We start from the raw sequence: 20,695 nt of genomic DNA, 5'->3' as shown, positions 1-20,695 counted from the left end.
CGTTCTACTCCTGCCCGATGTAGGACATGACGTGCTTGATCCGCGTGTAGTCCTCGAGCCCGTACATCGACAGGTCCTTGCCGTAGCCCGAGTGCTTGAACCCGCCGTGCGGCATCTCGGAGACGAACGGGATGTGGGTGTTGATCCACACGGCCCCGAAGTCGAGGCGCCGCGAGACCCGCATCGCCCGGGCGTGGTCGCTGGTCCAGACGCTGGAGGCCAGGCCGTACTGCACGTCGTTGGCCCAGCGCAGGGCCTCGGCCTCGTCGGTGAACCTCTGCACCGTCATCACCGGACCGAAGATCTCGGTCTGCACCTGCTCGTCGTCCTGGCGCAGGCCCGAGAGGACGGTCGGCTCGTAGAAGTAGCCGGCGCTGCCCTGGCGGGTGCCGCCGGTGTCGATCCGGGCGTGGTCCGGGAGCCGGTCGACCATCCCGCTCACGTGCTCCAGCTGGTGCGCGTTGTTGAGAGGGCCGTAGTAGACGCCCTCGACGTCGGGCCTGCCGGTCGGCATCCCCCGGGCGGCCTCGGCCAGCGCTGCCACGAACTCGTCGTGGACGCCCGGCGCGACCAGGACCCGGGTGGCTGCGGTGCAGTCCTGCCCGGCGTTGAAGAGACCCGCGCCGGCGATGCCCTCGGCGGCCTTGGCGATGTCGGCGTCGTCGAAGACGATCACCGGGGCCTTGCCGCCCAGCTCGAGGTGCACCTTCTTCACGTCGGCGGCCGCGGTGCCGGCGACCTCCATGCCCGCCCGCACCGAGCCGGTGATGGCCACCATCTGCGGGGTCGGGTGCGCGACCAGCGCCCGACCGGTGTCGCGGTCGCCGCACACCACGTTGAGCACGCCCGGCGGCAGGAACTCCTGGCAGATCTGGGCCAGCAGGGTCGAGGAGGCCGGCGTGGTGTCGCTGGGCTTGAGCACCACGGTGTTGCCGGCGGCCAGCGCCGGGGCGATCTTCCAGATCATCATCAGCAGCGGGTAGTTCCAGGGCGTGACCTGCCCCACGACCCCGATCGGCTCGCGCCGCACCCACGAGGTGTGCTCGGCCATGTACTCCCCCGCCGAGCGCCCCTCGAGCAGCCGCGCCGCGCCGGCGAAGAACCGGAAGTGGTCGCTGGCGTAGGGCATCTCCTCGGCCATGGTCAGCCCGAGCGGCTTGCCGGTGTCGCGGCACTCCACCGCGTTGATCTCCTCGACGCGGTCCTCGATCGCGTCCGCGATCCGCAGCAGCGCCCGGGCCCGGTCCTGGGGGGTGCTGCCCCAGCCCCATCCCTCGAACGCGGCGTCAGCGGCGGCGTACGCGCGGTCGACGTCCTCGGCGCCGGAGGCCGGTGCCTGGGCGTAGACCTCGCCGGTCGTCGGATCGATGACGTCGTACGTCGCACCCGAGGCGCTGTCGACGAGCCGGCCGTTGATCACGTTCTGGAAAGTGGTGTCCGCCATGGCGTGACCCTAGTGACACCGGTGCGGATTCGGTAGTCCCGAGCACGGATGGAAACCGATTCCGTCGCCTGGGACTCCTGGAGGCGCGAAACGCTCCGTGCTCAGGCTTGGTGGACGGGGCGCCCCTCCACCCAGGTGCTGGCCACGCCGGTCGCCCCGATCTCGTCGGCCCGACCTGTGAACGGGTCCCGGTCGAGGACCACGAGGTCGCCCACCGCCCCGGGACGCAGCACCCCGGCGTCGTCGCGGTGGTTCACCCACGCACTGCCCGACGTCGCTGCGGCCATCGCGGTCGTGAGGTCGAGCGCCTGCTCGGGCAGGAACGGCTCCGCCCCGGCCCGACCGGGTTCGTCGTGGGCCCGCCGGTTGACCGCCACGTGCAGCGCGGCCAGCGGGTCGGGGGTGGAGACCGGCCAGTCGCTGCCGGCCACGAGCCGGGCCCCGGCGCGGTGCAGGCCACCGAAGGGGTACTGCCAGGTCGCCCGCTCGGGCCCCAGGAAGGGCAGCGTCAGGTCGACCATCTGCTCGTCGAGACAGGCCCACAGCGCCTGGATGTTGGCCGCGACGCCGAGCGTGGCGAACCTGGCCAGGTCGTCGGGGTGCACGAGCTGCAGGTGGGCGACGTGGTGGCGCAGGTCGCGCATGTCCGGGCCGGCCGCCTCGAACGCGTCGAGCGTCTCGCGCACCCCGCGGTCCCCGATCGCGTGCACGTGGACCTGGAAGCGCGCCTGGCTCAGGGCGGCGACCGCCTCCGCCAGGGCGGCGGGCGGCAGGAACGAGTGGCCGGTGTTGCCCGTGGCGTGCCCGCACCGGTCGAGGTACGGCGCCCCCAGCGCGGCCGTGCCGTTCTCGGCGACCCCGTCCTGCATGATCTTGACGCTCGTGGCCCGGAACCGGCCCAGCGTGTAGTCCTGGCGCCGGGCCACGAGGTCGGGCAGCTGCTCGGCGCCGCGGCCGCGGTCCCACCACAGCGCACCCACCACGTGCCCGGTCAGGGTTCCGCGCTCGGCGGCGCGGCGGTACGTCGGCCCGGGGTCGTCCATGCCCGCGTAGGCGCCGATGATCGCGTCCTGCCAGCCGGTGATCCCGCACGCGTGCAGGTAGGCCTGGCCGGCCGCGAGGCCCGCGTCCAGCTCGGCCTCGGTGACCGCGGGCAGCAGCCGCGACACCAGCTCCATCGCGCCCTCGTGGAGGGTGCCGGTCGGGTGACCGTCGGCGTCGCGCTCCAGGTGGCCGTGCGGAGGGTCGGGGGTGTGCCGGGTGATGCCGGCGAGCTCGAGCGCACGGGTGTTGACCCAGGCGCCGTGGTGGTCGCGGTTGGGCAGCAGGAGGGGGCGGTCCGGCACGACGGCGTCGAGGTCGGCGGCCAGCGGGGTGCCGCCCGGGAAGGCCGCCATCGCCCAGCCGCCGCCGAGGATCCAGGGCCGCTCGGGGTGGGCATCGGCGTAGCGACGGACCTCGGCCAGGTACTCCTCACGGGTCGCCAGCCCGGAGAGGTCGCACCGGGTGCGCTCCAGCCCGCCCTGGACGGCGTGCACGTGCGCGTCGACGAAGCCGGGCGCCAGCAGTCCCCCGGCCAGGTCGACCTCCTGGGCGCCCTGGGTCGCCTCGAGGTGCTCGCCGCCGGTGGCCACGGCGGCGACCAGCCCGTCGCGGACGAGCAGCTCGCCGGGGCCGGCGTACCGGTGCCCGTCGAAGAGGGTGCCGTTGCGGAAGACGGTGGCAGGCATGGTGGCTTTCTATCAGACCAGCGTTTCCGCTTGTACGCGACGGATTCCGTGTCGATGGCGCGAAATCACCACGGATTCACTTGCAGAAGTGTCCTGTCTCGGCGCACCATGGCTCCATGGACTACGACCACCTGCAACGGGCCGCCAAGGACCACCTGTGGATGCACTTCACCCGCCACGGGCAGTACGAGGAGTCCGACGTCCCCATCATCGTCAAGGGCGAGGGCGCCTACATCTGGGACGCGAAGGGACGTCGCTACCTCGACGGCCTGGCCGGTCTCTTCGTCAGCCAGCTCGGTCACGGACGCACCGACCTCGCCGAGACGGCCGCCAAGCAGGCCGCCGAGCTGGCCTTCCACCCGCTGTGGTCCTACGCGCACCCCAGCGCCATCGAGCTGGCCGAGAAGATCGCGACCAACGCCCCCGGTGACCTGAACCGGGTGTTCTTCACCAGCGGTGGCGGCGAGGCGGTCGAGACGGCCTGGAAGCTGGCGAAGAACTACTTCAAGCTCACCGGCAAGCCGATGAAGCACAAGGTGATCAGCAGGGCGATCGCCTACCACGGCACCACCCAGGGAGCGCTGTCCATCACCGGCCTGCCCGGGCTCAAGGCGCAGTTCGAACCCCTGGTGCCCTCGACCTTCCGGGTGCCGAACACCAACGCCTACCGTGCCGACGAGATGACCGGTGGCTTCCTCGACGGCAGCGACCCCGAGGCCTTCGGACGCTGGGCCGCCGACCAGATCGGCATCGCCATCGAGAACGAGGGCGCCGACACCGTGGCCGCAGTCTTCCTCGAGCCCGTGCAGAACGCGGGCGGCTGCTTCCCCCCGCCCCCGGGCTACTTCCAGCGGGTCCGCGAGATCTGCGACGAGCACGACGTGCTGCTGGTCTCCGACGAGGTGATCTGCGCCTTCGGCCGGCTCGGCCACATGTTCGGCGCGCAGCGCTACGACTACCAGCCCGACATGATCACCTGCGCCAAGGGCCTCACCTCGGGCTACTCGCCCCTCGGCGCCATGATCGCGACCGACCGGCTGATGGAGCCGTTCCTGCACGGCGACACGTCCTTCGCGCACGGTTACACCTTCGGCGGCCACCCGGTCTCCACCGCCGTGGGGCTGAAGAACCTGCAGATCTTCGAGGAGGAGCGCGTCCTGGAGCACGTGCGGGAGCACGAGAGCGGCTTCCGCGCCACCCTCGAGCGGCTCAAGGACCTGCCGATCGTCGGCGACGTCCGCGGCGACGGGTTCTTCTACGGCATCGAGCTCGTCAAGGACAAGGCCACCAAGGAGTCCTTCACCCACGAGGAGTGCGAGCGCCTGCTCTTCGGCTTCGTCTCCAAGCAGCTCTTCGCCGAGGGCCTCTACTGCCGCGCCGACGACCGCGGCGACCCGGTCGTCCAGCTCGCCCCTCCCCTGATCTGCGAGCCGTCCCACTTCGAGGAGATGGAGCAGATCCTGCGCGTCGTCCTCGACAAGGCCGGCACCCTCATCTGACTCGCGACCCGGCCCAGATGTCGCGCCGAGTCGGCTCAGAGTGACACCTACAGGTACCGGCGACGCCGACGCGATCCCCGGACGCTCTGCCACAGCGCCCGGAGCCGTCGCTCCGCGTCCTGCTGGCTGCCGAAGACGCTGGACCTGCGGAAGACCTCGATGGTCCAGGCCTCCCGCTGCAGCCAGGACCTGCGGTCCCGGTCGTGCTCGACCTGCTCGACGGAGGAGTGGAACTCCTCGCCGTCGTACTCCCCGCCCACGCGCTCCTCGACCAGGCCCATGTCGAGGAAGTACGACGCTCCGCCCCGAGCGACCTCGAGCTGCGTGACCGGGCGCGGGAGCCCGGCCTGGTGCCAGCGCAGGCGCAGGGCGGACTCGCCGAAGGACTCCGCACCACCGTCGGCGAGCGGTGCCAGCACCCGCAGCGGCACCACCCCGCGCTGGCCGGCGAAGCGCGGGACGGCCTCCAGCAGCTCGTCGTGGGTGAAGACCTGGAGCGAGAGCATGGTGTCCATCCCGTGCAGCCGCGCGTCGTGGGACCGCGGCAGCCGTCCGAGGTCGAGAGCGGTGCGCAGCGGTGTGGTGACGACCAGGCCGTGGACCTGCACCAGGTCGCTGTCCTGGACTGCGCGCTCACCGCTGCGCACGGTGCCCCGTTTCAGCCGCCCGACCTCGCTGGGCCGGAAGCAGGCGATCTCCGGCGTCGAGAGGTGGTCGTTGGGTGCCAGCGCACGGTCGCCGGCATGGAGCCACGCCGCGGTGTGGTCGCAGATGAACGCATCGCTCGGGACGACGAGCGCCAGCACGGCGCACCGCAGCTCGAGCGTGTCCTCGAGGCTGCTGACGACGTACACGCCGTGGGCCGGCCTCCGCAGCCAGCCGTGCGCCACCATGCGCCGCAGGCGACGGTCGCTCAGTCCGAGATCGCGCGCCTCAGCGGTGGTGAAGGGTCGGTCCAGCGGCAACGAGTGCCCGAGGTCGAAGATCTGTGCCATGCCGACAGCGTGCGCTCACCGGTGTCCCCGCGCCAGGGTGTTCCGGCAGCCTGTGGACAACCCGGACCGACCGCGACATCCGGGCCGACTCGCGGCGACATCCGGGCCGACTCGCGGCGATATCTGGGCCGGGTGGGCGGGATATCTGGGCCGGGTCGCGGGTGGTCAGGAGTCGAAGCCGAGGCCGGCGGCGTCGAGGCCGCGCAGCCACAGGTTCCGGTGGCCGGCGGAGCGGTCGGCCCGCTCGAGGGACCAGCGGGTCAGGTTGATGCCGACCGAGCGCAGCGGCTCGGGCGGGAAGGGCAACGGCTGCTCGCGGACCATCCGCAGGCGGGTGCGCTCGGTGTCGGCGCCGTCGAGGAGGTCGAGCACCACCTGGGCGCCGAAGCGCGACGCGGCGACCCCGAGGCCGGTGTAGCCCAGGGCGTAGCCGACCCGCCCCGCGAGCGCCGTTCCGAAGAACGCCGAGAAGCGGGTGCAGGTGTCGATCACCCCGCCCCACCGGTGCGTGAACCGGATGCCGGCGAGCTGCGGGAACGTCTTGAGGAAGTGCTGGGCCAGCATCCGGTGGGTGCGCTCGCGCTGCTCGAGCGAGGCGTCGATGCGACTGCCCCAGTGGTAGACCGCGTCGTAGCCGCCCCACAGGATCCGGTCGTCGCGGGTCAGGCGGTAGTAGTGGAACAGGTTCGAGGCGTCACCGACACCCTGCCGCCCCTCCCACCCGATCGCCGCCTTCTGCTCGGCACTCAGCGGCTCGGTCATCAGCACGTGGTCGTAGACGGGCACGGTCATCAGCCGCAGCCGGCGCAGCAGCGGCGGGAACGCGTTGGTGGCCAGCGCGACCCGGCCCGCGCGCACCCGTCCGGGCCCCCCGGGTCCGAGCGTCGTCAGCTCGACCCCGGCCCCGGCCCGCTCCAGACCGACCGCCCGCGTCTGCTCGTGCACGACCACGCCGGCCTCGAGGCACGCGCGCCGCAGGCCCCAGGCCAGCCGCGCGGGCTCGAGGAGCGCCGTGCCGTCCGGCTCGCTCAACGCCCCGAGGTACGTCGGTGACGCGACCTGCGCCTGCGCCTCGGCGGCGTCCAGCCAGGTCGCCCCGCTGCCGTGCTCGGCCAGCACCGTGCCCAGCTCCTGCAGCTCGGCCACGTGGTGGGGCCGCGTGGCGACCGTCAGCTCGCCGGTCTCCTGCCAGTCGCAGTCGATCCCGAGCCGGGCGACGGTGGCGCCGATCTCGGCGAGGTTGTCGGCGCCGAGCCGGTCGAGCAGGGCCAGCTCCTCGGGCCAGCGCTCGAGCCCGTTGCCGAACCCGTGGGTGAGGCTGGCCGAGGCGAACCCGCCGTTGCGCCCGCTCGCCTGACCCCCGCACTCCCCCGCCTCGAGCACCAGCACGGACGCGGACGGGTCACGCTCACGTGCGAGCAGAGCGGTCCACAGCCCGGTGTACCCGCCGCCGACGACCACGAGGTCGGCGCTCGCCGCGCCGACGAGCGCCGGCAGCGGTGCGGGGCGCTCCGGGTCGTCGAGCCAGAAGGTCCGTGGGGCCGCGTCGCGCAGGGCCCCGGCGGCGGCCGAGGTCACCGACCGGCCCGGCGCCTGCTGCCGAGCTCGCCGACGAGGACGACCGTCATCGCGACCAGGAACATGATCGTGCCCACCACGTTGATCTGCGGCGGGATGCCCCGCTGCGCAGCACCCCAGACGAACATCGGGAAGGTGACCTCCTGGCCGGCGTTGAGGTTGGTGATGATGAAGTCGTCGAAGGACAACGAGAACGACAGCAGCGCGGCCGCGAGGATGCCGGGGAAGACCAGCGGGAAGCTGACCCGCCAGAACGTCTGCCACTCGTTGGCGTAGAGGTCCATCGCCGCCTGCTCCAGGCGCGGGTCCAGGCCGGCGAGGCGTGCCTTGACCGTGACCACCACGAAGGACAGGCAGAACAGCACGTGGGCGATCCAGATGGTCCAGAAGCCGAGGAACCCGGCCGCCCCGGCGTTGACGAACAGCGCCAGCAGCGAGGAGCCCATCACGACCTCGGGCGTGGCCATCGGCAGGAAGATGAGCAGGTTCGCAGCGCTCCGCCCACGGAAGCGGTGCCGGACCATCGCGAAGGCCATCAGGGTCCCGAGCAGGGTCGCCGCCGCGGTCGCCAGCAGCCCGATCTGCAGGCTCCTGACCAGCGACTCGCACAGCTGGTAGGGGCCGCAGATGTCGGTCCAGTTGCCGGTCGTGAAGCCGTCGAAGCTGTAGCTGTTGCGGCTCGCCGGGTCGTTGAAGGACATCAGCATCACCACGAGCACCGGCACCGACATGTAGAGCAGCACCAGCAGCCCGAGCACCAGCACCAGGTGGTCGGCCAGCCAACGGACCGGTCCGCGCCGACGCCGCGCCGCGGCTCGGGTGGAGGAGGGACCAGAGGTGGGCCCAGAGGTGGGCCCAGAGGTGGGCCCAGAGGTGGGGGCAGCGGTGCTCACAGCAGCTCCTCGGTGCCGGCGCGGCGTACGTAGACGAAGACCAGCACCACGATCGCGGCCATCAGGGTGACCGACAGCGCCGAGGCCGTGGGGTAGTCGCCGGCGGCGAAGAGGTCCTGGATCTCGTTGCCGACCATCCGCGTGCGGGGGTTCCCCAGCAGCTCGGAGTTGATGTAGTCACCGGCCGAGGGGATGAAGGTCAGCAGCGTGCCGGCCACCAGGCCGGGCATCGCCAGTCGCAGCGTCACCGTGCGGAACGCGGTGAACGGAGAGGCGTAGAGGTCGGCGGCCGCCTCGAGGACCCGGTGGTCGATCTTCTCCAGCGACGCGTAGAGCGGCAGCACCATGAACGGCAGGAAGTTGTAGGTCAGGCCGGTGACCACCGCGAACGGCGTGGCCAGCAGGTGTCCCTCCGGGCCGAGCACCTGGATGGTCCGCAGGAACGACACGAGCGGCTCGTTGTCGCCCAGGATGTACTGCCACGACAGGGTGCGCACCAGGAAGCTGGTGAAGAACGGCGCGATCACGGCCACCAGCATCAGGTTCTTCCAGCGGCCCGCCTTGAACGCGATGGCGTAGGCGAGCGGGAAGCCCAGGAGCATGCAGGCCACCGTGGCGGTGCCGGCGTACACGAAGCTGCGCACCAGCTGCGGGGAGTAGGCCTGCAGCGAGTCGGCGTAGTTCTGCACGTGCCCGGTCATCTGGTAGCCCAGCTGCAACGACCCGCTGGGGTCGTAGAGGCTGGTCGCCACCAGGGTCACGGTGGGCACCACGAAGAACAGCGCCAGCCAGACCCCGCCCGGCAGCAGGAGCAGGTAGCCGCTCAGTCCGCGCCGGGTGCTCACCGGTCCTCCGGCTCCACGCCCGCCGCCGCGTCCTGCGAGGCATCGAGGCAGAAGGTGTGGGCGCCCGACCAGTGCAGGTCCACCGGGTCCCCGCCGCGGAGGCGTTCGTGGGCGCCGGTGTTCTGCGAGAAGACCGTGAGCTCCTGGCCCCAGGGCATCCGCACGAGGTACTGGGTGCTGACCCCCACGAAGCTCACGTCGCTGACGACGCCGTCGCGCAGGCAGTTGTCCTCCGGGCCCGAGGTCGTGCCGCCGACCGGGGTCAGCACCACCTTCTCGGGGCGTACGCCGACCCAGACGTCGCCCTCGGTGACCACGGCGCGCGAACGGGCGGCGCGCACCGTGGTGCCGTGCACGTCGAGGAGGAGGTCGCCGTCGCCGTCGCCCGGTGCGGTGCCGGTGACCCGGGCCGCGACCAGGTTGGACTGACCCAGGAAGTTGGCCACGAACGTGGTCGCCGGGCTCTCGTAGAGCAGCTCGGGGGGACCCATCTGCTCGATGTGGCCGGCGTTCATCACCGCGACGGTGTCGGCCATGGTCATGGCCTCCTCCTGGTCGTGGGTGACGTGCACGAAGGTGAGGCCGACCTCGGTCTGGATGCGCTTGAGCTCGATCTGCATCTGCCGACGCAGCTTGAGGTCCAGGGCACCGAGCGGCTCGTCCAGCAGCAGCACCTGCGGCTGGTTGATCAGGGCCCGGGCGAGCGCGACCCGCTGCTGCTGGCCACCGGAGAGCTGGGCGGGGCGGCGGTCCGCGAGCTCGGTGAGCTCGACCAGGTCGAGCATCCGCTCGACGTCCTCGGTCACCTTCTTGCGCCCGCGCCGGCGCAGCCCGAACGCGACGTTCGCGGCGATGGTCAGGTGCGGGAAGAGCGCGTAGCTCTGGAACACCGTGTTGACCGGGCGCTTGTAGGGCTTGAGGTGGGTGATGTCGTCGGAGCCGAGGGTGATGGTGCCGCCCGTGGGCTCCTCGAGCCCGGCCACCATCCGCAACGTCGTCGTCTTGCCACAGCCCGAGGGCCCGAGCAGCGCGAAGAACGAGCCCTGCGGCACCGTCAGGTCGAGCGCGTCGACGGCGACGAAGCCCGCGAACTTCTTGGTCAGCCCGCGCAGCACCAGGTCGGCGCCGGTCTGCGGTGGTGCGGTCTCCTGGGACATGGCGCCTCCGGTCGGGACGGTCGTGGGCGTTGCCATCAGGCCCCGATCACCCGGGCGAAGTCCTTGTCGTACTGCTGGCGAGTCGACTCGTCGAGCTCCATGAAGCCGTAGGCACCCGCCAGGAAGTCGTCGCCTGGGAAGATCAGCGGGTTGTCGACCAGGGACGGGTCGACCTTCTCCATCGCCTGCTGGGCACCTTCGACCGGACAGATGTAGTTCACCCAGGCGGCCAGCTTCGCGGCGATCTCCGGCTGGTAGTAGAAGTCCATCATCGCCTCGGCGTTCGCCTTGTGATCGGCTCGGTTCGGCACCAGCATGTTGTCCGACCACAGGGACAGACCCTCCTCGGGCACCACCCACTTGATGTCGGGGTTGTCGTACTGCATGGCGATCACGTCACCGGACCAGGCCTCGCAGGCCACCACGTTGCCGGCGTTGAGGTCGCGGATGTAGTCGTTGCCGGTGAAGCGGCGGACCTGGCCGGAGCCGACGTACCCCTCGAGGCGGCCCAGGGCCCCGGACCACTCCTCGGAGGTGAACTCCTCGGGGTTCGCGCCCTCGAGCAGCAGCATGAAGAGCATCGTGTCGCCCATCTCGGAGAGCAGGCTGATCTTGCCCTTGAGGTCGCCGCGGGTCATCAGCTCCTCGAAGCTGCCGACCTCGTCGGTGTACTTGGCGTTGTAGGCGATGCCGGTCAGGCCGCTCTGCCACGGCACGCTGTAGTCCCGCTCGGGGTCCCAGGTCGGCGAGCGGAGGTCCGGCTTGAGGTTGGCCTCGACGTTCGGCATCGCGCTCTTGTCGAGCTCCTGCACCCAGCCCAGGCCCACCATCCGCGCCGCCATCCAGTCTGTCATCGTGATGATGTCGCGCCCGACCGGCTCGCAGCCGCCGAGCTGGTCCTTCACCTTGCCGAAGAACTCGGTGTTGTCGTTGATGTCGGTGTTGTAGGTGACCGAGATGCCGCTGGTGGTCTCGAACTCCGCCAACGTGGGGATCTTCTTGCCCTTGCGGTCGATGTACTCCGGCCAGTTGGAGAACACCAGGGCCTTCTCGGTGCCCGACAGGTCCTCGGAGGTGCAGGAGTCCGAGGTCTGCACCTGGGAGTCGGTGCCGCAGGCCGCGAGCAGACCGGGCACCCCCAGGGCGAGCGCCGACAGCGACGCCCCGCGCAGGAGCGAACGGCGACCGACGCCGCGACCTCCGGCGGCGCGCACGGCGCGGGTGAGCTCATCGAGACGGGCGGGGTCCACGGACATGGGTTACCTCCAGTGACGGCTGAACCAGGATCGTGACACTGGTCGGGCACTGAGGACAAGGGAAACCGTTGAGACGAAACACGTTCGCAACGAAATCCATCGTCAAGTCGCACGCCTGGAATCGTTCCCCTCATGTCCGAAGACGGTAGGTTGCTGCCATGAACGAGCGCCGAGCCCGTCCGACCACTCCCCTCGACGACGTCTCCAAGGCCATCATCGAGCAGCTCCAGCAGGACGGACGCCGCTCGTACGCCGCCATCGGCAAGGTCGTGGGCCTGTCCGAGGCCGCCGTGCGCCAGCGGGTGCAGCGCCTGGTCGACGGCGGGGTGATGCAGGTCGTGGCCGTGACCGACCCGCTCGAGCTGGGCTTCGCGCGCCAGGCGATGGTCGGGGTCAGGTGCACCGGGCCCCTGGAGCCGGTCGCCGACGCGCTCGCGGAGATCGCGGAGGTCGACTACGTCGTCATCACCGCCGGCGCCTACGACCTGCTGGCCGAGGTGGTCGCCGAGAGCGACGAGCGCCTGCTCGAGCTGATCTCGTCGCGCATCCGCACGATCGAGGGCGTGGTGGCCACCGAGACGTTCATGTACCTGAAGCTGCGCAAGCAGACCTACTCGTGGGGGGTCCGCTGAGCCAGCGTCCGCTCCCGCCGGAGGACTACCGCGTCCTCTCGCTGTGGCACGCCACCGCGGAGGACGACTGGACCCCGCGGGCGCCGCTCACCGGCGACCTCGAGGTCGACGTGGCCGTGGTCGGCGCCGGCCTCACCGGGCTGTGGACCGCGCACTACCTGGCCGAGGCCGACCCGACGCTGCGGATCGCGGTGCTCGAGGCCGAGGTCGCGGGCTACGGCGCCTCCGGGCGCAACGGTGGCTGGTGCTCGGCGCTCTTCCCCGCCTCCGCCGACACCCTCGCCGCGCTGCCCGGCCCGGGCGGCCGGCCGCACGGCCGGGCCGGCGCGCTGGCGCAGCACGCCGCGATGCGCGCCACCGTCGCGGAGGTCGAGCGGGCCACGGCCGCCGAGGGGATCGACGCCCACGTCGCCCGGGGCGGCACCATCGACCTGGCCCGCACGCCCGCCCAGCTGACCCGCGCCCGGGCCGAGGTCGCGCACGCCCGCGCCTGGGACCGTGGCCAGGACGACCTGCGGCTGCTCGGCCGGGCCGAGGCCGACAGCATCCTGCGGGCCAGCGGCACGCTGGGGGCGACGTACACCCCTGACTGCGCGGCGCTGCACCCCGCGCGGCTGGTGCGCGGGCTGGCCCGCGCCGTCGAGCGCCGCGGGGTCCGGGTGCTCGAGCGCACGCCGGTCACATCGATCGCGCCGGGCCGCTGCGAGACGCCGTACGGCGTGGTGCGCGCCGAGGTGGTCGTGCGCGCCACCGAGGGCTACACGCCCCGGCTGCCCGGGCACGAGCGGGCCGTGGTGCCGGTCTACTCGCTGGTGATCGCCACCGAGCCGCTGCCTGACGCCGTGTGGGACGAGATCGGGCTGGCGCGGCGCGAGACGTTCACCGACCACCGGCACCTCATCGTCTACGGCCAGCGCACCGCCGACGGGCGGCTGGTCTTCGGCGGCCGCGGTGCGCCCTACCACCTCGGCTCGGCGATCCGGCCGGACCACGACCGCGACCCCCGCGTGCACGCCGCGCTGCTGGCGACGCTGACCGACATGTTCCCCGTGCTGGGCCGCTCTCGCGGCGACGTGCGGGTCACGCACGCCTGGGGCGGCGCGCTCGGCATCACGCGCGACTGGTGCGCCTCGGTGGGCCTGGACCGGGGCACCGGTCTGGCCTGGGCGGGCGGGTACGTCGGCGACGGCGTGGCCACCACCAACCTCGCCGGCCGCACGCTGCGCGACCTCGTCCTGGGCCACGACACCGACCTCACGGCGCTGCCGTGGGTCGGCCACCGCTCCCCCGACTGGGAGCGCGAGCCGCTGCGCTGGCTGGGCATCAACGCCGGCCTGCGCGCGATGACGCTCGCCGACGCGGAGGAGTCGCTGACCCGGCGACCCTCGCTCGTGGCCCGGGCCGTCGCGCCGCTGCTCGGCTGAGCGCCTCCCAGGGAGCAGGATGACCTCATGAGGAAGCTCGCCCTGGTCCGCCGTCCCGGTCCGCGACTGGCCGACGGCATCGTGACCCACATCGACCGCTCCCCCGTCGACCTCGACCTGGCGCAGCGCCAGTGGGACGGCTACGTCGAAGCGCTGCACGCCGAGGGCTGGGAGACCGTCGAGGTCGACCCCGCCGACGACTGCCCCGACGCGGTCTTTGTCGAGGACACCGTCGTCGTGTACGCCGACCTCGCCGTCATCGCCCGTCCCGGCGCCGACGAGCGCAAGCCGGAGACGCCGGCGACCGAGGACGCCCTGCGCCGGCTCGGCTACCGCGTCGCCCACGTGGAGGCGCCCGACACCCTCGACGGCGGCGACGTGCTCAAGCACGACGGCACCGTCTGGGTCGGTCTCGGAGGACGCACCACCCCGGGGGCCGTCGACCAGCTCCGGGCCCTGCTGGCTCCGCTCGGAGCCCGCGTGGTCGGCGTACCGCTGGCGAAGGTGCTGCACCTGAAGTCGGCCGTCACCGCCCTGCCCGACGGCACCGTCGTGGGCTGGGACCCGGTCGTCGACGACGCATCGGTGTGGGAGTCCTACCTGGCCGTGCCGGAGGAGCCGGGCGCCCACGTCGTGGTCCTCGACCCCGGCACCGTGCTGATGTCCACCAGCGCCCCGCGCAGCCGGGCGCTCTTCGAGGCGCGCGGGCTGCGGGTGGTCGCGGTCGACATGAGCGAGTACGAGAAGCTCGAGGGCTGCGTCACCTGCCTGTCCGTGCGGCTGCGCGGGGCAGCCGTCCTGGAGGCCCAGTGACGGCGGACTCTCGGAGCAGTCCTTCGGAATGAGGTGTTTAAGTCATCTGCGCCAATCATTGAGTGAACCGCCTTGACTGTGATCCCCGGCGTCGGGCACGCTGAGCCCACCCCGACACGCCCGACGGCGCCCGACCCCCGGAGCCGCCGTCCGCCACAGGAAGCAGGCCGGACACCAGCATGTGGAGCTTCGAGAACGACCCCGCCTTCCAGCCGGAGCTCGACTGGATCGACACCTTCGTCCGCGAGAAGGTGCAGCCGCTCGACTACATACTCGGCAGCCAGTGGGACATCCACGACCCCGAGTTCATCCGGCTGGTCCGCCCTCTGCAAGCCGAGGTCAAGGCGCGCGGCCTGTGGGCCTGCCACCTCGGGCCCGAGCTGGGCGGGCCCGGCTACGGACAGCTGAAGCTCGCGCTGATGAACGAGAAGTTCGGCATGTCGCGGTTCGGCCCCATCACCTTCGGCACCCAGGCCCCTGACACCGGCAACTCGGAGATCCTCGCCCACTTCGGGACCGCGGACCAGAAGAAGCGCTACCTCGAGCCGCTTCTGGCCAACGAGGTCGTGTCCTGCTTCTCGATGACCGAGCCCCAGGGTGGGGCGGACCCGTTGCTGTTCCGCACGAGCGCCGTGCGTGAGGGGGACGAGTGGGTCATCAACGGCGAGAAGTGGTTCGCCTCCGAGGCGGAGACCGCGGCCTTCTACATCATGATGGTGGTCACCGACCCGGACGCGGAGAGTCCCTACGAGCGGGCCTCGATGTTCATCATCGACACCGACACTCCCGGCATCGAGATCGTGCACAACTACGGCTTCTACGGCGAGCCGGACGACACCCATGCCCATCTGCGACTCACCGACGTGCGGGTACCCGACTCCGCGATGCTGGGCGGGCCCGGCCAGGCCTTCGCGATCGCCCAGACCCGACTGGGCGGTGGTCGGATGCACCACGCGATGCGCACGCTGGCCCAAGCCACCCGCGCGTTCGAGATGACCTGCGAGCGCGTGGTCTCCCGTTCGACCAAGGGCGAGGTGCTGGCCCGCAAGCAGATGGTCCAGGAGAAGATCGCGGACTCCTGGGTGCAGCTGCGTCAGTTCCGCCTGCTCATCCTGGAGACCGCCTGGCTCGCCGACCAGGGCAACGACTGGAAGTCCATCCGCAAGAACGTCTCGGCGGTCAAGGCGATCATGCCGGGGGTGCTCAACGACATCGCGTCGCGTGCGCTACACCTGCACGGCTCCCTGGGACTGAGCCACGAGATGCCCTTCGCAGAGTGGGTCATCAACTCCTTCCACATCGGCCTGGCAGACGGCCCGACCGAGGTCCACAAGATGGTCGTGGCCCGCGAGGTCCTCAAGGACTTCGAGGTCGAGGAGGCACAGTTCCCCAGCTACATCCGCCACCAGCAGGTCGAACGCGCCCGCGCTCTGTACGGCACCGGGGACACCACTCCGTGAGCCGGCCGCTGACCGGCGTCCGAGTAGTGGAGATGGCGGGCATCGGCCCGGGTCCCCACGCCTGCATGGTGCTGGCCGACCTCGGCGCCGACGTGGTGCGGGTCGTGCGGCCGAGCCAGGCGACGGACCACCACGCCAACGAGCACACCCTGCGCGGGCGGCGCACGATCGTCGCCGACCTCAAGGACCCGGCGGACCGCGACCGGGTCCTCGACCTGGTCGCCGTCGCCGATGTGCTGGTCGAGGGCTTCCGGCCCCGCGTGATGGAGCGGCTGGGCCTGGGACCGGACGACGCCCTCGCGCGCAACCCGCGACTCGTCTACGGGCGCATGACCGGCTGGGGACAGGACGGTCCCTACGCCGCCATGGCCGGTCATGACATCAACTACATCTCCCTGACGGGCGCGCTGCACGCGATCGGCACGTCCGAGCAGCCAGTGCCCCCGCTGAACCTCGTCGGGGACTACGGCGGCGGCTCGATGCTGCTCGTCACCGGCGTCCTCGCTGCGCTCGTGCAACGGGGCTCGACCGGCACTGGCCAGGTGGTCGACGCGGCCATGGTCGACGGCACGTCGCTGCTGCTGGCGGGCATCCTGGAGCTGCGCACCGACGGGACGTGGAACGACGAGCGCAGCAACAACCTGCTCGACGGCGCCGCCCCCTTCTACGCCACCTACCGGTGCGCCGACGGCGGCTTCATGGCCGTTGGCGCCATCGAACCGCAGTTCTATGCGCTGCTGGTGGCCGGACTCGGCCTCGAACCGGCCTCGCTCCCGGACCGCGACGACACCACGCGCTGGGGCCAGCTGCGCAGCACTTTCGCCGTGGCGTTCGGCGCCCAGCCGCGCGCCCACTGGGAGTCGGTGTTCGACGGCAGCGACGCGTGCGTCACGCCGGTCCTCGACTTCGACGAGGCCGTCCAGCACCCGCACGTCGTGGCACGACGATCGCTCACGCGCGATTCAGCAGGCTTCGTGGCGGCTGGGAGGGCACCCCGGATGCGGGACGACGAGTCCGGAGTCGTGGGCATCGGCAGTACCGAGTCGTGGGAGACCGTGCTGGCGGCGTGGGGCGGCCCGCCCCACTGACCCCACCAGGACTCAGGCGTCCGACTCCTCGCGCACGGCGAGCAGCCGGGCGGTCTCGGTGGACACCTCCGCGCCCAGCAGCCCGGCCACCAGGTCGATGAGCTGGCTGGTGAAGAGCGGCACGTCGATCGGGGGGCCGACCCGGGCTCGTCGGCCGACCTCGATGTGAGCGAACCGGATGACGGCGAACCGACGGTGCAACGGCGCGCCGGTCGATCCTTCCGGCATCAGCACCTCGAAGGTCTCCGACCACCGGTCGAGGCTCGCCAGGTGGTCGTAGATGATCCCGCCGACCGGTTCGGCCGGGTCGACGACGCGCTGGGTGCGGTTGACGAGCTCGCCGGCGATCTGCAGGAAGTCCGGCCCCCCGTCGTCACCGACGATCTTGGCCACCAGCGGCTGCACCAGCACCGACGCCCCCATGCGCAGCGTGAGCCCGTCGCTCGAGGCGATGTTGTCCAGCAACGCGGCACGTCGCACGGCGACATGGTCCATGTGCTTGTCGACCAGGGCCTTGAGCAGTCCGTCGCGGTCACCGAAGTGGTACTGCAGCGCCGTGGTGTTGCGCTGGCTGGCCGCCCGGGTGATCTCGCGCATCGACACCCCGTCGATGCCCCGCTCGGCGAAGAGCCGCTCGGCGGCCGCGATCAGCTCGGCCCGCGCACCGGTGCCGTCACGGCGCTGGTGCCCCCGGTCCGGGCCGGTCGTCGACGCCGTGTCGGCGCGGGCAGCTGTCATGACCGCATCCTAGGTCCGCGCCGCGTTCACGGGAGGCTCACTGCCACCCACCGTCCACCCGGATCGCGGTGCCGGTGGTGTACGACGAGGCCGCGCCGGCGAGGTAGAGGGCTGTGCCCACGATCTCGTGGGGCTGCGCACAACGGGCCAGCGCGATCTTGGGCTCCATCTCCTCCTGCAGGCCCTCGGGCCAGTTGGCGGCGATGTCGGTGAGGAAGGCCCCCGCCTGGATCGTGTTGACGCGGACCCGGGGTCCGTAGGCCCGGGCGAAGCCTTCGGTCAGCGTGTGCAGCCCGGCCTTGGCCGCGGCGTACGGGAGCGCGTGGGTCTGGGGCCGGATGGCCTCGATGGAGCCGATGTTGATGATCGCGCCGCCGTCACCCTCCGCCATCCGGGCCCCGATGGAGGCGGAGAGCCGGAACGGACCACGCAGGTTGACGGCGATCACCTTGTCGAAGAGGGCCTCCGAGACCTCCTCGAGACTGGAGTAGAGCGGGGAGAGACCGGCGTTGTTGATGAGGACGTCGACCGTGCCGAGCTCGGCGTAGACGGTGTCGACCAACCGGTCGCAGTCCTCCCAGGAGCTGGCGTTGAAGCCGACCGGCAGCGCGCGCACGCCGTAGGTGTCCGCGACCTCGGCGGCGACCTGCTCGCAGGCCTCGAGCTTGCGGCTGGCCACGACCACGTGGGCTCCGCGCGCGGCGAAGGCAAGCACCATCTCTCGACCCATGCCGCGGCTGCCGCCGGTGACGACGACGACCTTGCCGGTGAACTCGTCCTGCTCCATGTCGCTGTGTCCTCTCGGGGCGGCCGGCAGCTGCGGCACCGCCAGTTGATTCAGGCGCTTGCATTAAACCGAACGATCGTTAGGATAGTGTTCCGGCCGATCCACCGCAACCGTCCCCGGAGGCTCCTCATGACCCTGGCTCGCAATGTCTTCGGCATCCTCGACCGGTCGGCGGAGTCGTCCTACGGCGCCCGAGCTGCGGTCGGGTTCGAAGGCCGGACCCGAACCTTCGTCGAGCTCCGCGACGCCGCTCTCGGCTTCGCGGGCGGGATGCACGACCTCGGGGTCCGACCCGGCGACAAGGTCGCCGTGATGATGGGGAACCGGCTGGAGTGGCTGGAGGTCTTCTTCGGGCTCTCCGCCCTGGGAGCCGTCTGCGTCCCGGTCAACGTGCTCCTCACCGGTCCCGAGATCGATCACGTGTGCCGCGACAGCGGGGCGCGACACCTGGTCATGGACGAGATCGCCAGCCGGAGCGTCGCGGCCCTCGACGTCGACTTCGAGACCGTCGTGGTCGTGGGTGACGCGTCGGCCCCGCGCCACGCCCGCACAGCGGCCTACCCCGACGTCGTGGGCGGCAGACTGCCCGCGGACCACGTCGGCCCCGCGCTGGACGACGTCTTCATCCTCTACTACAGCTCCGGCACCACCGGTCTGCCGAAGGCCGCCACGCACACCCATGACGGCGTGCTGTGGAATGCCATCGGTCAGGTGCAGGGTCTCTCGCTCACGCCGCAGGTGCGCTACGCGGTCATCCCGTCCTTCTCCTGGGCAGCCGGCTTCCACAACCTCGTCCTGGGCCTGGTGTGGATCGGCGGCTACTCCGAGGTCCGGCGCACCGGGGGGATGACGGTGCAGTCGATCGTCGAAGGTGTCGAACATGACCGGATCACCCACGTGATGCTCGTCCCGAGCCTGCTGCGCGAGCTGGTGTCCCACCCCGAGCTGATGGAGCGTCTCTCGGCCAGTGCGCTCGAGTGGATCGTCACCGGGGCCGAGCCGGTGCCCCGCGCGGTCATCGAGGGAGTGTGCCGCGGCATCCCCGACGTCGACGTGTGCCAGGGCTACGGGCTCTCCGAGTTCCCCACCATCGCAACCGTGCTGATGGCCGACGAGGTGTTCGACCACGAGGGATCGGCCGGACGGGCCCTTCCCCACACCGATCTGGCCATCCGGGCTGCCGACGGCGAGATCCGGCGCAGAGGCACCGGTGAGCTGTTGGTCCGGTCCCTGGCCACGATGGTGGGCTACCACGAACGACCCGACCAGACTGCGGAGGCCTTCCGGGACGGCTGGCTGCACACCGGCGACCTCGTCGAGCTCGACGCGGACGGCTTCATCACGATCGTCGGTCGGACCAAGGACATGATCATCTCCGGTGGGCTCAACCTCTACCCGCGTGAGATCGAGGACGTCATCACCGCCTTGCCCGGCGTGGTCGAGGCCGCCGTCGTCGGCGTGCCTCACGAGCGGTTCGGCGAGACCGCGGTCGCGGTGGTCGTGACCGACGATCCGGACTTCGACAGCGCCGTCGTCGAATCCGCGTGCGCGGCCCAGCTCGCGTCGTACAAGCGCCCGCGGGTCACCATCGTCCGCACGGAGCCGCTGCCCCGCAACGCCAACTCCAAGCTTCTCAAGCGCGAGCTGCGTCCCTGGGCCGTCGAGCAGCTCGATGCCCGCCCTGAGAACTGACCCCGCGGAAGCAGCCATGGAGCCTCGCCCTCGACCCCGGGCACGCGGAGGCAGGGCGGTGATCGTCGCCTCGGCCGTGCACAACTTCACGGAGCGCGGGTACCACGGCACCTCGATGCGTGACATCGCTCGCGGCGCGGACGTGACGGTCGCGTCGATCTACCACCACTTCCCCGCGAAGCAGGACATCCTGCGGGACATCATGGTGTCGACGATGCGAGACATCCTCGAGCAGACGCGTGCCTCGGTCGCCGCCGTCGAGACCACCGCGGCGACCCGGCTCGGCGCACTCATGCGCACGTGGGTCCTCTTCCACACCACCCGGAGGTCCGAGGCGCTCATCGGCGCCTCGGAGCTGCGGAGCCTCGACGACCGCGGGCGCCGGCTGGTGATCGGTCTGCGAGACGAGCAGGAGGCCGTCTTCCGCATCCTCGTCGAAGAAGGCGTGACCACCGGCGAGTTCGGCACGGCCCACCCCCTCGAAGCTGCCCGGGCAGTGATCAACATGGGGTACTCGATCGCCGCTTGGTACCGGCCCGACGGCGAGGCCAGCCCCGAGGAGATGGCCGAGCGCTACTGCGACCTGGCACTGGCGACAGTCTCCGCTTCCCCCGCGCACTGACCCGGGGCCCGGTCCTCCAGGCCGATCCACCGCGAGCGCGAC

18 protein-coding genes are annotated in these 20,695 nt (G+C 71.3%); 8 read left to right on the top strand and 10 right to left on the bottom strand.

Annotated features, from left to right (window positions below; all coding sequences use genetic code 11):
* Positions 1–4 precede the first annotated feature (4 nt).
* Both I601_RS12775 and I601_RS12770 read right to left on the bottom strand, forming a co-directional pair.
* Positions 5–1,444, bottom strand: a complete 1,440-nt coding sequence (locus I601_RS12775) for a gamma-aminobutyraldehyde dehydrogenase (RefSeq protein ID WP_068110307.1) — start codon at positions 1,442–1,444, stop codon at positions 5–7.
* A gap of 101 nt (positions 1,445–1,545) precedes the next feature.
* The gene (locus tag I601_RS12770; RefSeq protein WP_068110304.1) at positions 1,546–3,174 is read right to left on the bottom strand and encodes an amidohydrolase; all 1,629 of its coding nucleotides are present in this window, start codon (positions 3,172–3,174) and stop codon (positions 1,546–1,548) included.
* Positions 3,175–3,290: 116 nt separating this feature from the next.
* Between I601_RS12770 and I601_RS12765 the strand changes: the two genes are divergently transcribed.
* Positions 3,291–4,673: an aspartate aminotransferase family protein gene (locus tag I601_RS12765; RefSeq protein WP_068110301.1), complete on the top strand. Its 1,383-nt coding sequence runs from the start codon at positions 3,291–3,293 to the stop codon at positions 4,671–4,673.
* Positions 4,674–4,720: 47 nt separating this feature from the next.
* On the opposite strand, the gene I601_RS12760 is transcribed toward I601_RS12765, so the two are convergent.
* The 6 genes from I601_RS12760 to I601_RS12735 form a co-directional block, all read right to left on the bottom strand.
* Positions 4,721–5,668: a type IV toxin-antitoxin system AbiEi family antitoxin domain-containing protein gene (locus I601_RS12760; RefSeq protein WP_068110297.1), complete on the bottom strand. Its 948-nt coding sequence runs from the start codon at positions 5,666–5,668 to the stop codon at positions 4,721–4,723.
* Positions 5,669–5,833: 165 nt separating this feature from the next.
* Complete coding sequence (locus I601_RS12755) at positions 5,834–7,246, bottom strand: NAD(P)/FAD-dependent oxidoreductase (RefSeq protein ID WP_068110295.1); 1,413 nt, start codon at positions 7,244–7,246, stop codon at positions 5,834–5,836.
* Complete coding sequence (locus I601_RS12750; RefSeq protein WP_237089399.1) at positions 7,243–8,139, bottom strand: ABC transporter permease subunit; 897 nt, start codon at positions 8,137–8,139, stop codon at positions 7,243–7,245. The genes I601_RS12755 and I601_RS12750 overlap by 4 nt, the downstream gene beginning before the upstream one ends.
* Positions 8,136–8,984, bottom strand: a complete 849-nt coding sequence (locus I601_RS12745; RefSeq protein WP_068110293.1) for an ABC transporter permease — start codon at positions 8,982–8,984, stop codon at positions 8,136–8,138. The genes I601_RS12750 and I601_RS12745 overlap by 4 nt, the downstream gene beginning before the upstream one ends.
* A complete protein-coding gene (locus tag I601_RS12740) occupies positions 8,981–10,177 on the bottom strand; it encodes an ABC transporter ATP-binding protein (RefSeq protein WP_237089398.1) in 1,197 nt (398 codons plus the stop codon). Before I601_RS12740 ends, I601_RS12745 begins: the two co-directional genes overlap by 4 nt.
* Complete coding sequence (locus I601_RS12735) at positions 10,177–11,397, bottom strand: polyamine ABC transporter substrate-binding protein (RefSeq protein WP_068110285.1); 1,221 nt, start codon at positions 11,395–11,397, stop codon at positions 10,177–10,179. The genes I601_RS12740 and I601_RS12735 overlap by 1 nt, the downstream gene beginning before the upstream one ends.
* 158 nt (positions 11,398–11,555) lie before the next feature.
* On the opposite strand from I601_RS12735, the gene I601_RS12730 reads away from it, so the two are divergent.
* The 5 genes from I601_RS12730 to I601_RS12710 all read left to right on the top strand — a co-directional run bounded on the left by I601_RS12730 (position 11,556) and on the right by I601_RS12710 (position 16,814).
* Positions 11,556–12,029 (top strand): Lrp/AsnC family transcriptional regulator, encoded by a 474-nt coding sequence (locus I601_RS12730; protein WP_068110282.1) that lies wholly within the window; start codon positions 11,556–11,558, stop codon positions 12,027–12,029.
* Positions 12,014–13,453, top strand: a complete 1,440-nt coding sequence (locus I601_RS12725; protein WP_084527555.1) for an NAD(P)/FAD-dependent oxidoreductase — start codon at positions 12,014–12,016, stop codon at positions 13,451–13,453. Before I601_RS12730 ends, I601_RS12725 begins: the two co-directional genes overlap by 16 nt.
* Positions 13,454–13,480: 27 nt before the next feature.
* Positions 13,481–14,266, top strand: coding sequence for a dimethylargininase (gene ddaH, locus I601_RS12720; RefSeq protein WP_068110278.1), 786 nt, complete (start codon positions 13,481–13,483; stop codon positions 14,264–14,266).
* Between the two features lie 179 nt (positions 14,267–14,445).
* A complete protein-coding gene (locus I601_RS12715) occupies positions 14,446–15,726 on the top strand; it encodes an acyl-CoA dehydrogenase family protein (protein ID WP_068110275.1) in 1,281 nt (426 codons plus the stop codon).
* On the top strand, positions 15,723–16,814 hold the full coding sequence (locus I601_RS12710; protein WP_068110272.1) for a CaiB/BaiF CoA transferase family protein: 1,092 nt from the start codon (positions 15,723–15,725) through the stop codon (positions 16,812–16,814). Before I601_RS12715 ends, I601_RS12710 begins: the two co-directional genes overlap by 4 nt.
* 12 nt (positions 16,815–16,826) lie before the next feature.
* On the opposite strand, the gene I601_RS12705 is transcribed toward I601_RS12710, so the two are convergent.
* Together I601_RS12705 and I601_RS12700 are read right to left on the bottom strand one after the other, a co-directional pair.
* Positions 16,827–17,552, bottom strand: a complete 726-nt coding sequence (locus I601_RS12705; RefSeq protein ID WP_084527553.1) for a TetR/AcrR family transcriptional regulator — start codon at positions 17,550–17,552, stop codon at positions 16,827–16,829.
* Between the two features lie 37 nt (positions 17,553–17,589).
* A complete protein-coding gene (locus I601_RS12700) occupies positions 17,590–18,339 on the bottom strand; it encodes an SDR family NAD(P)-dependent oxidoreductase (protein ID WP_068110269.1) in 750 nt (249 codons plus the stop codon).
* Between the two features lie 129 nt (positions 18,340–18,468).
* Between I601_RS12700 and I601_RS12695 the strand changes: the two genes are divergently transcribed.
* Positions 18,469–20,031, top strand: a complete 1,563-nt coding sequence (locus I601_RS12695) for a class I adenylate-forming enzyme family protein (RefSeq protein WP_157520131.1) — start codon at positions 18,469–18,471, stop codon at positions 20,029–20,031.
* Positions 20,032–20,089: 58 nt separating this feature from the next.
* Positions 20,090–20,653 (top strand): TetR/AcrR family transcriptional regulator, encoded by a 564-nt coding sequence (locus I601_RS12690; protein ID WP_218917665.1) that lies wholly within the window; start codon positions 20,090–20,092, stop codon positions 20,651–20,653.
* The last annotated feature ends 42 nt before the right edge of the window (positions 20,654–20,695 follow it).

Source organism: Nocardioides dokdonensis FR1436 (assembly GCF_001653335.1).
Taxonomy (GTDB): Bacteria; Actinomycetota; Actinomycetes; order Propionibacteriales; family Nocardioidaceae; genus Nocardioides; species Nocardioides dokdonensis.
This window is presented reverse-complemented; position numbering and strand designations above follow the sequence as displayed.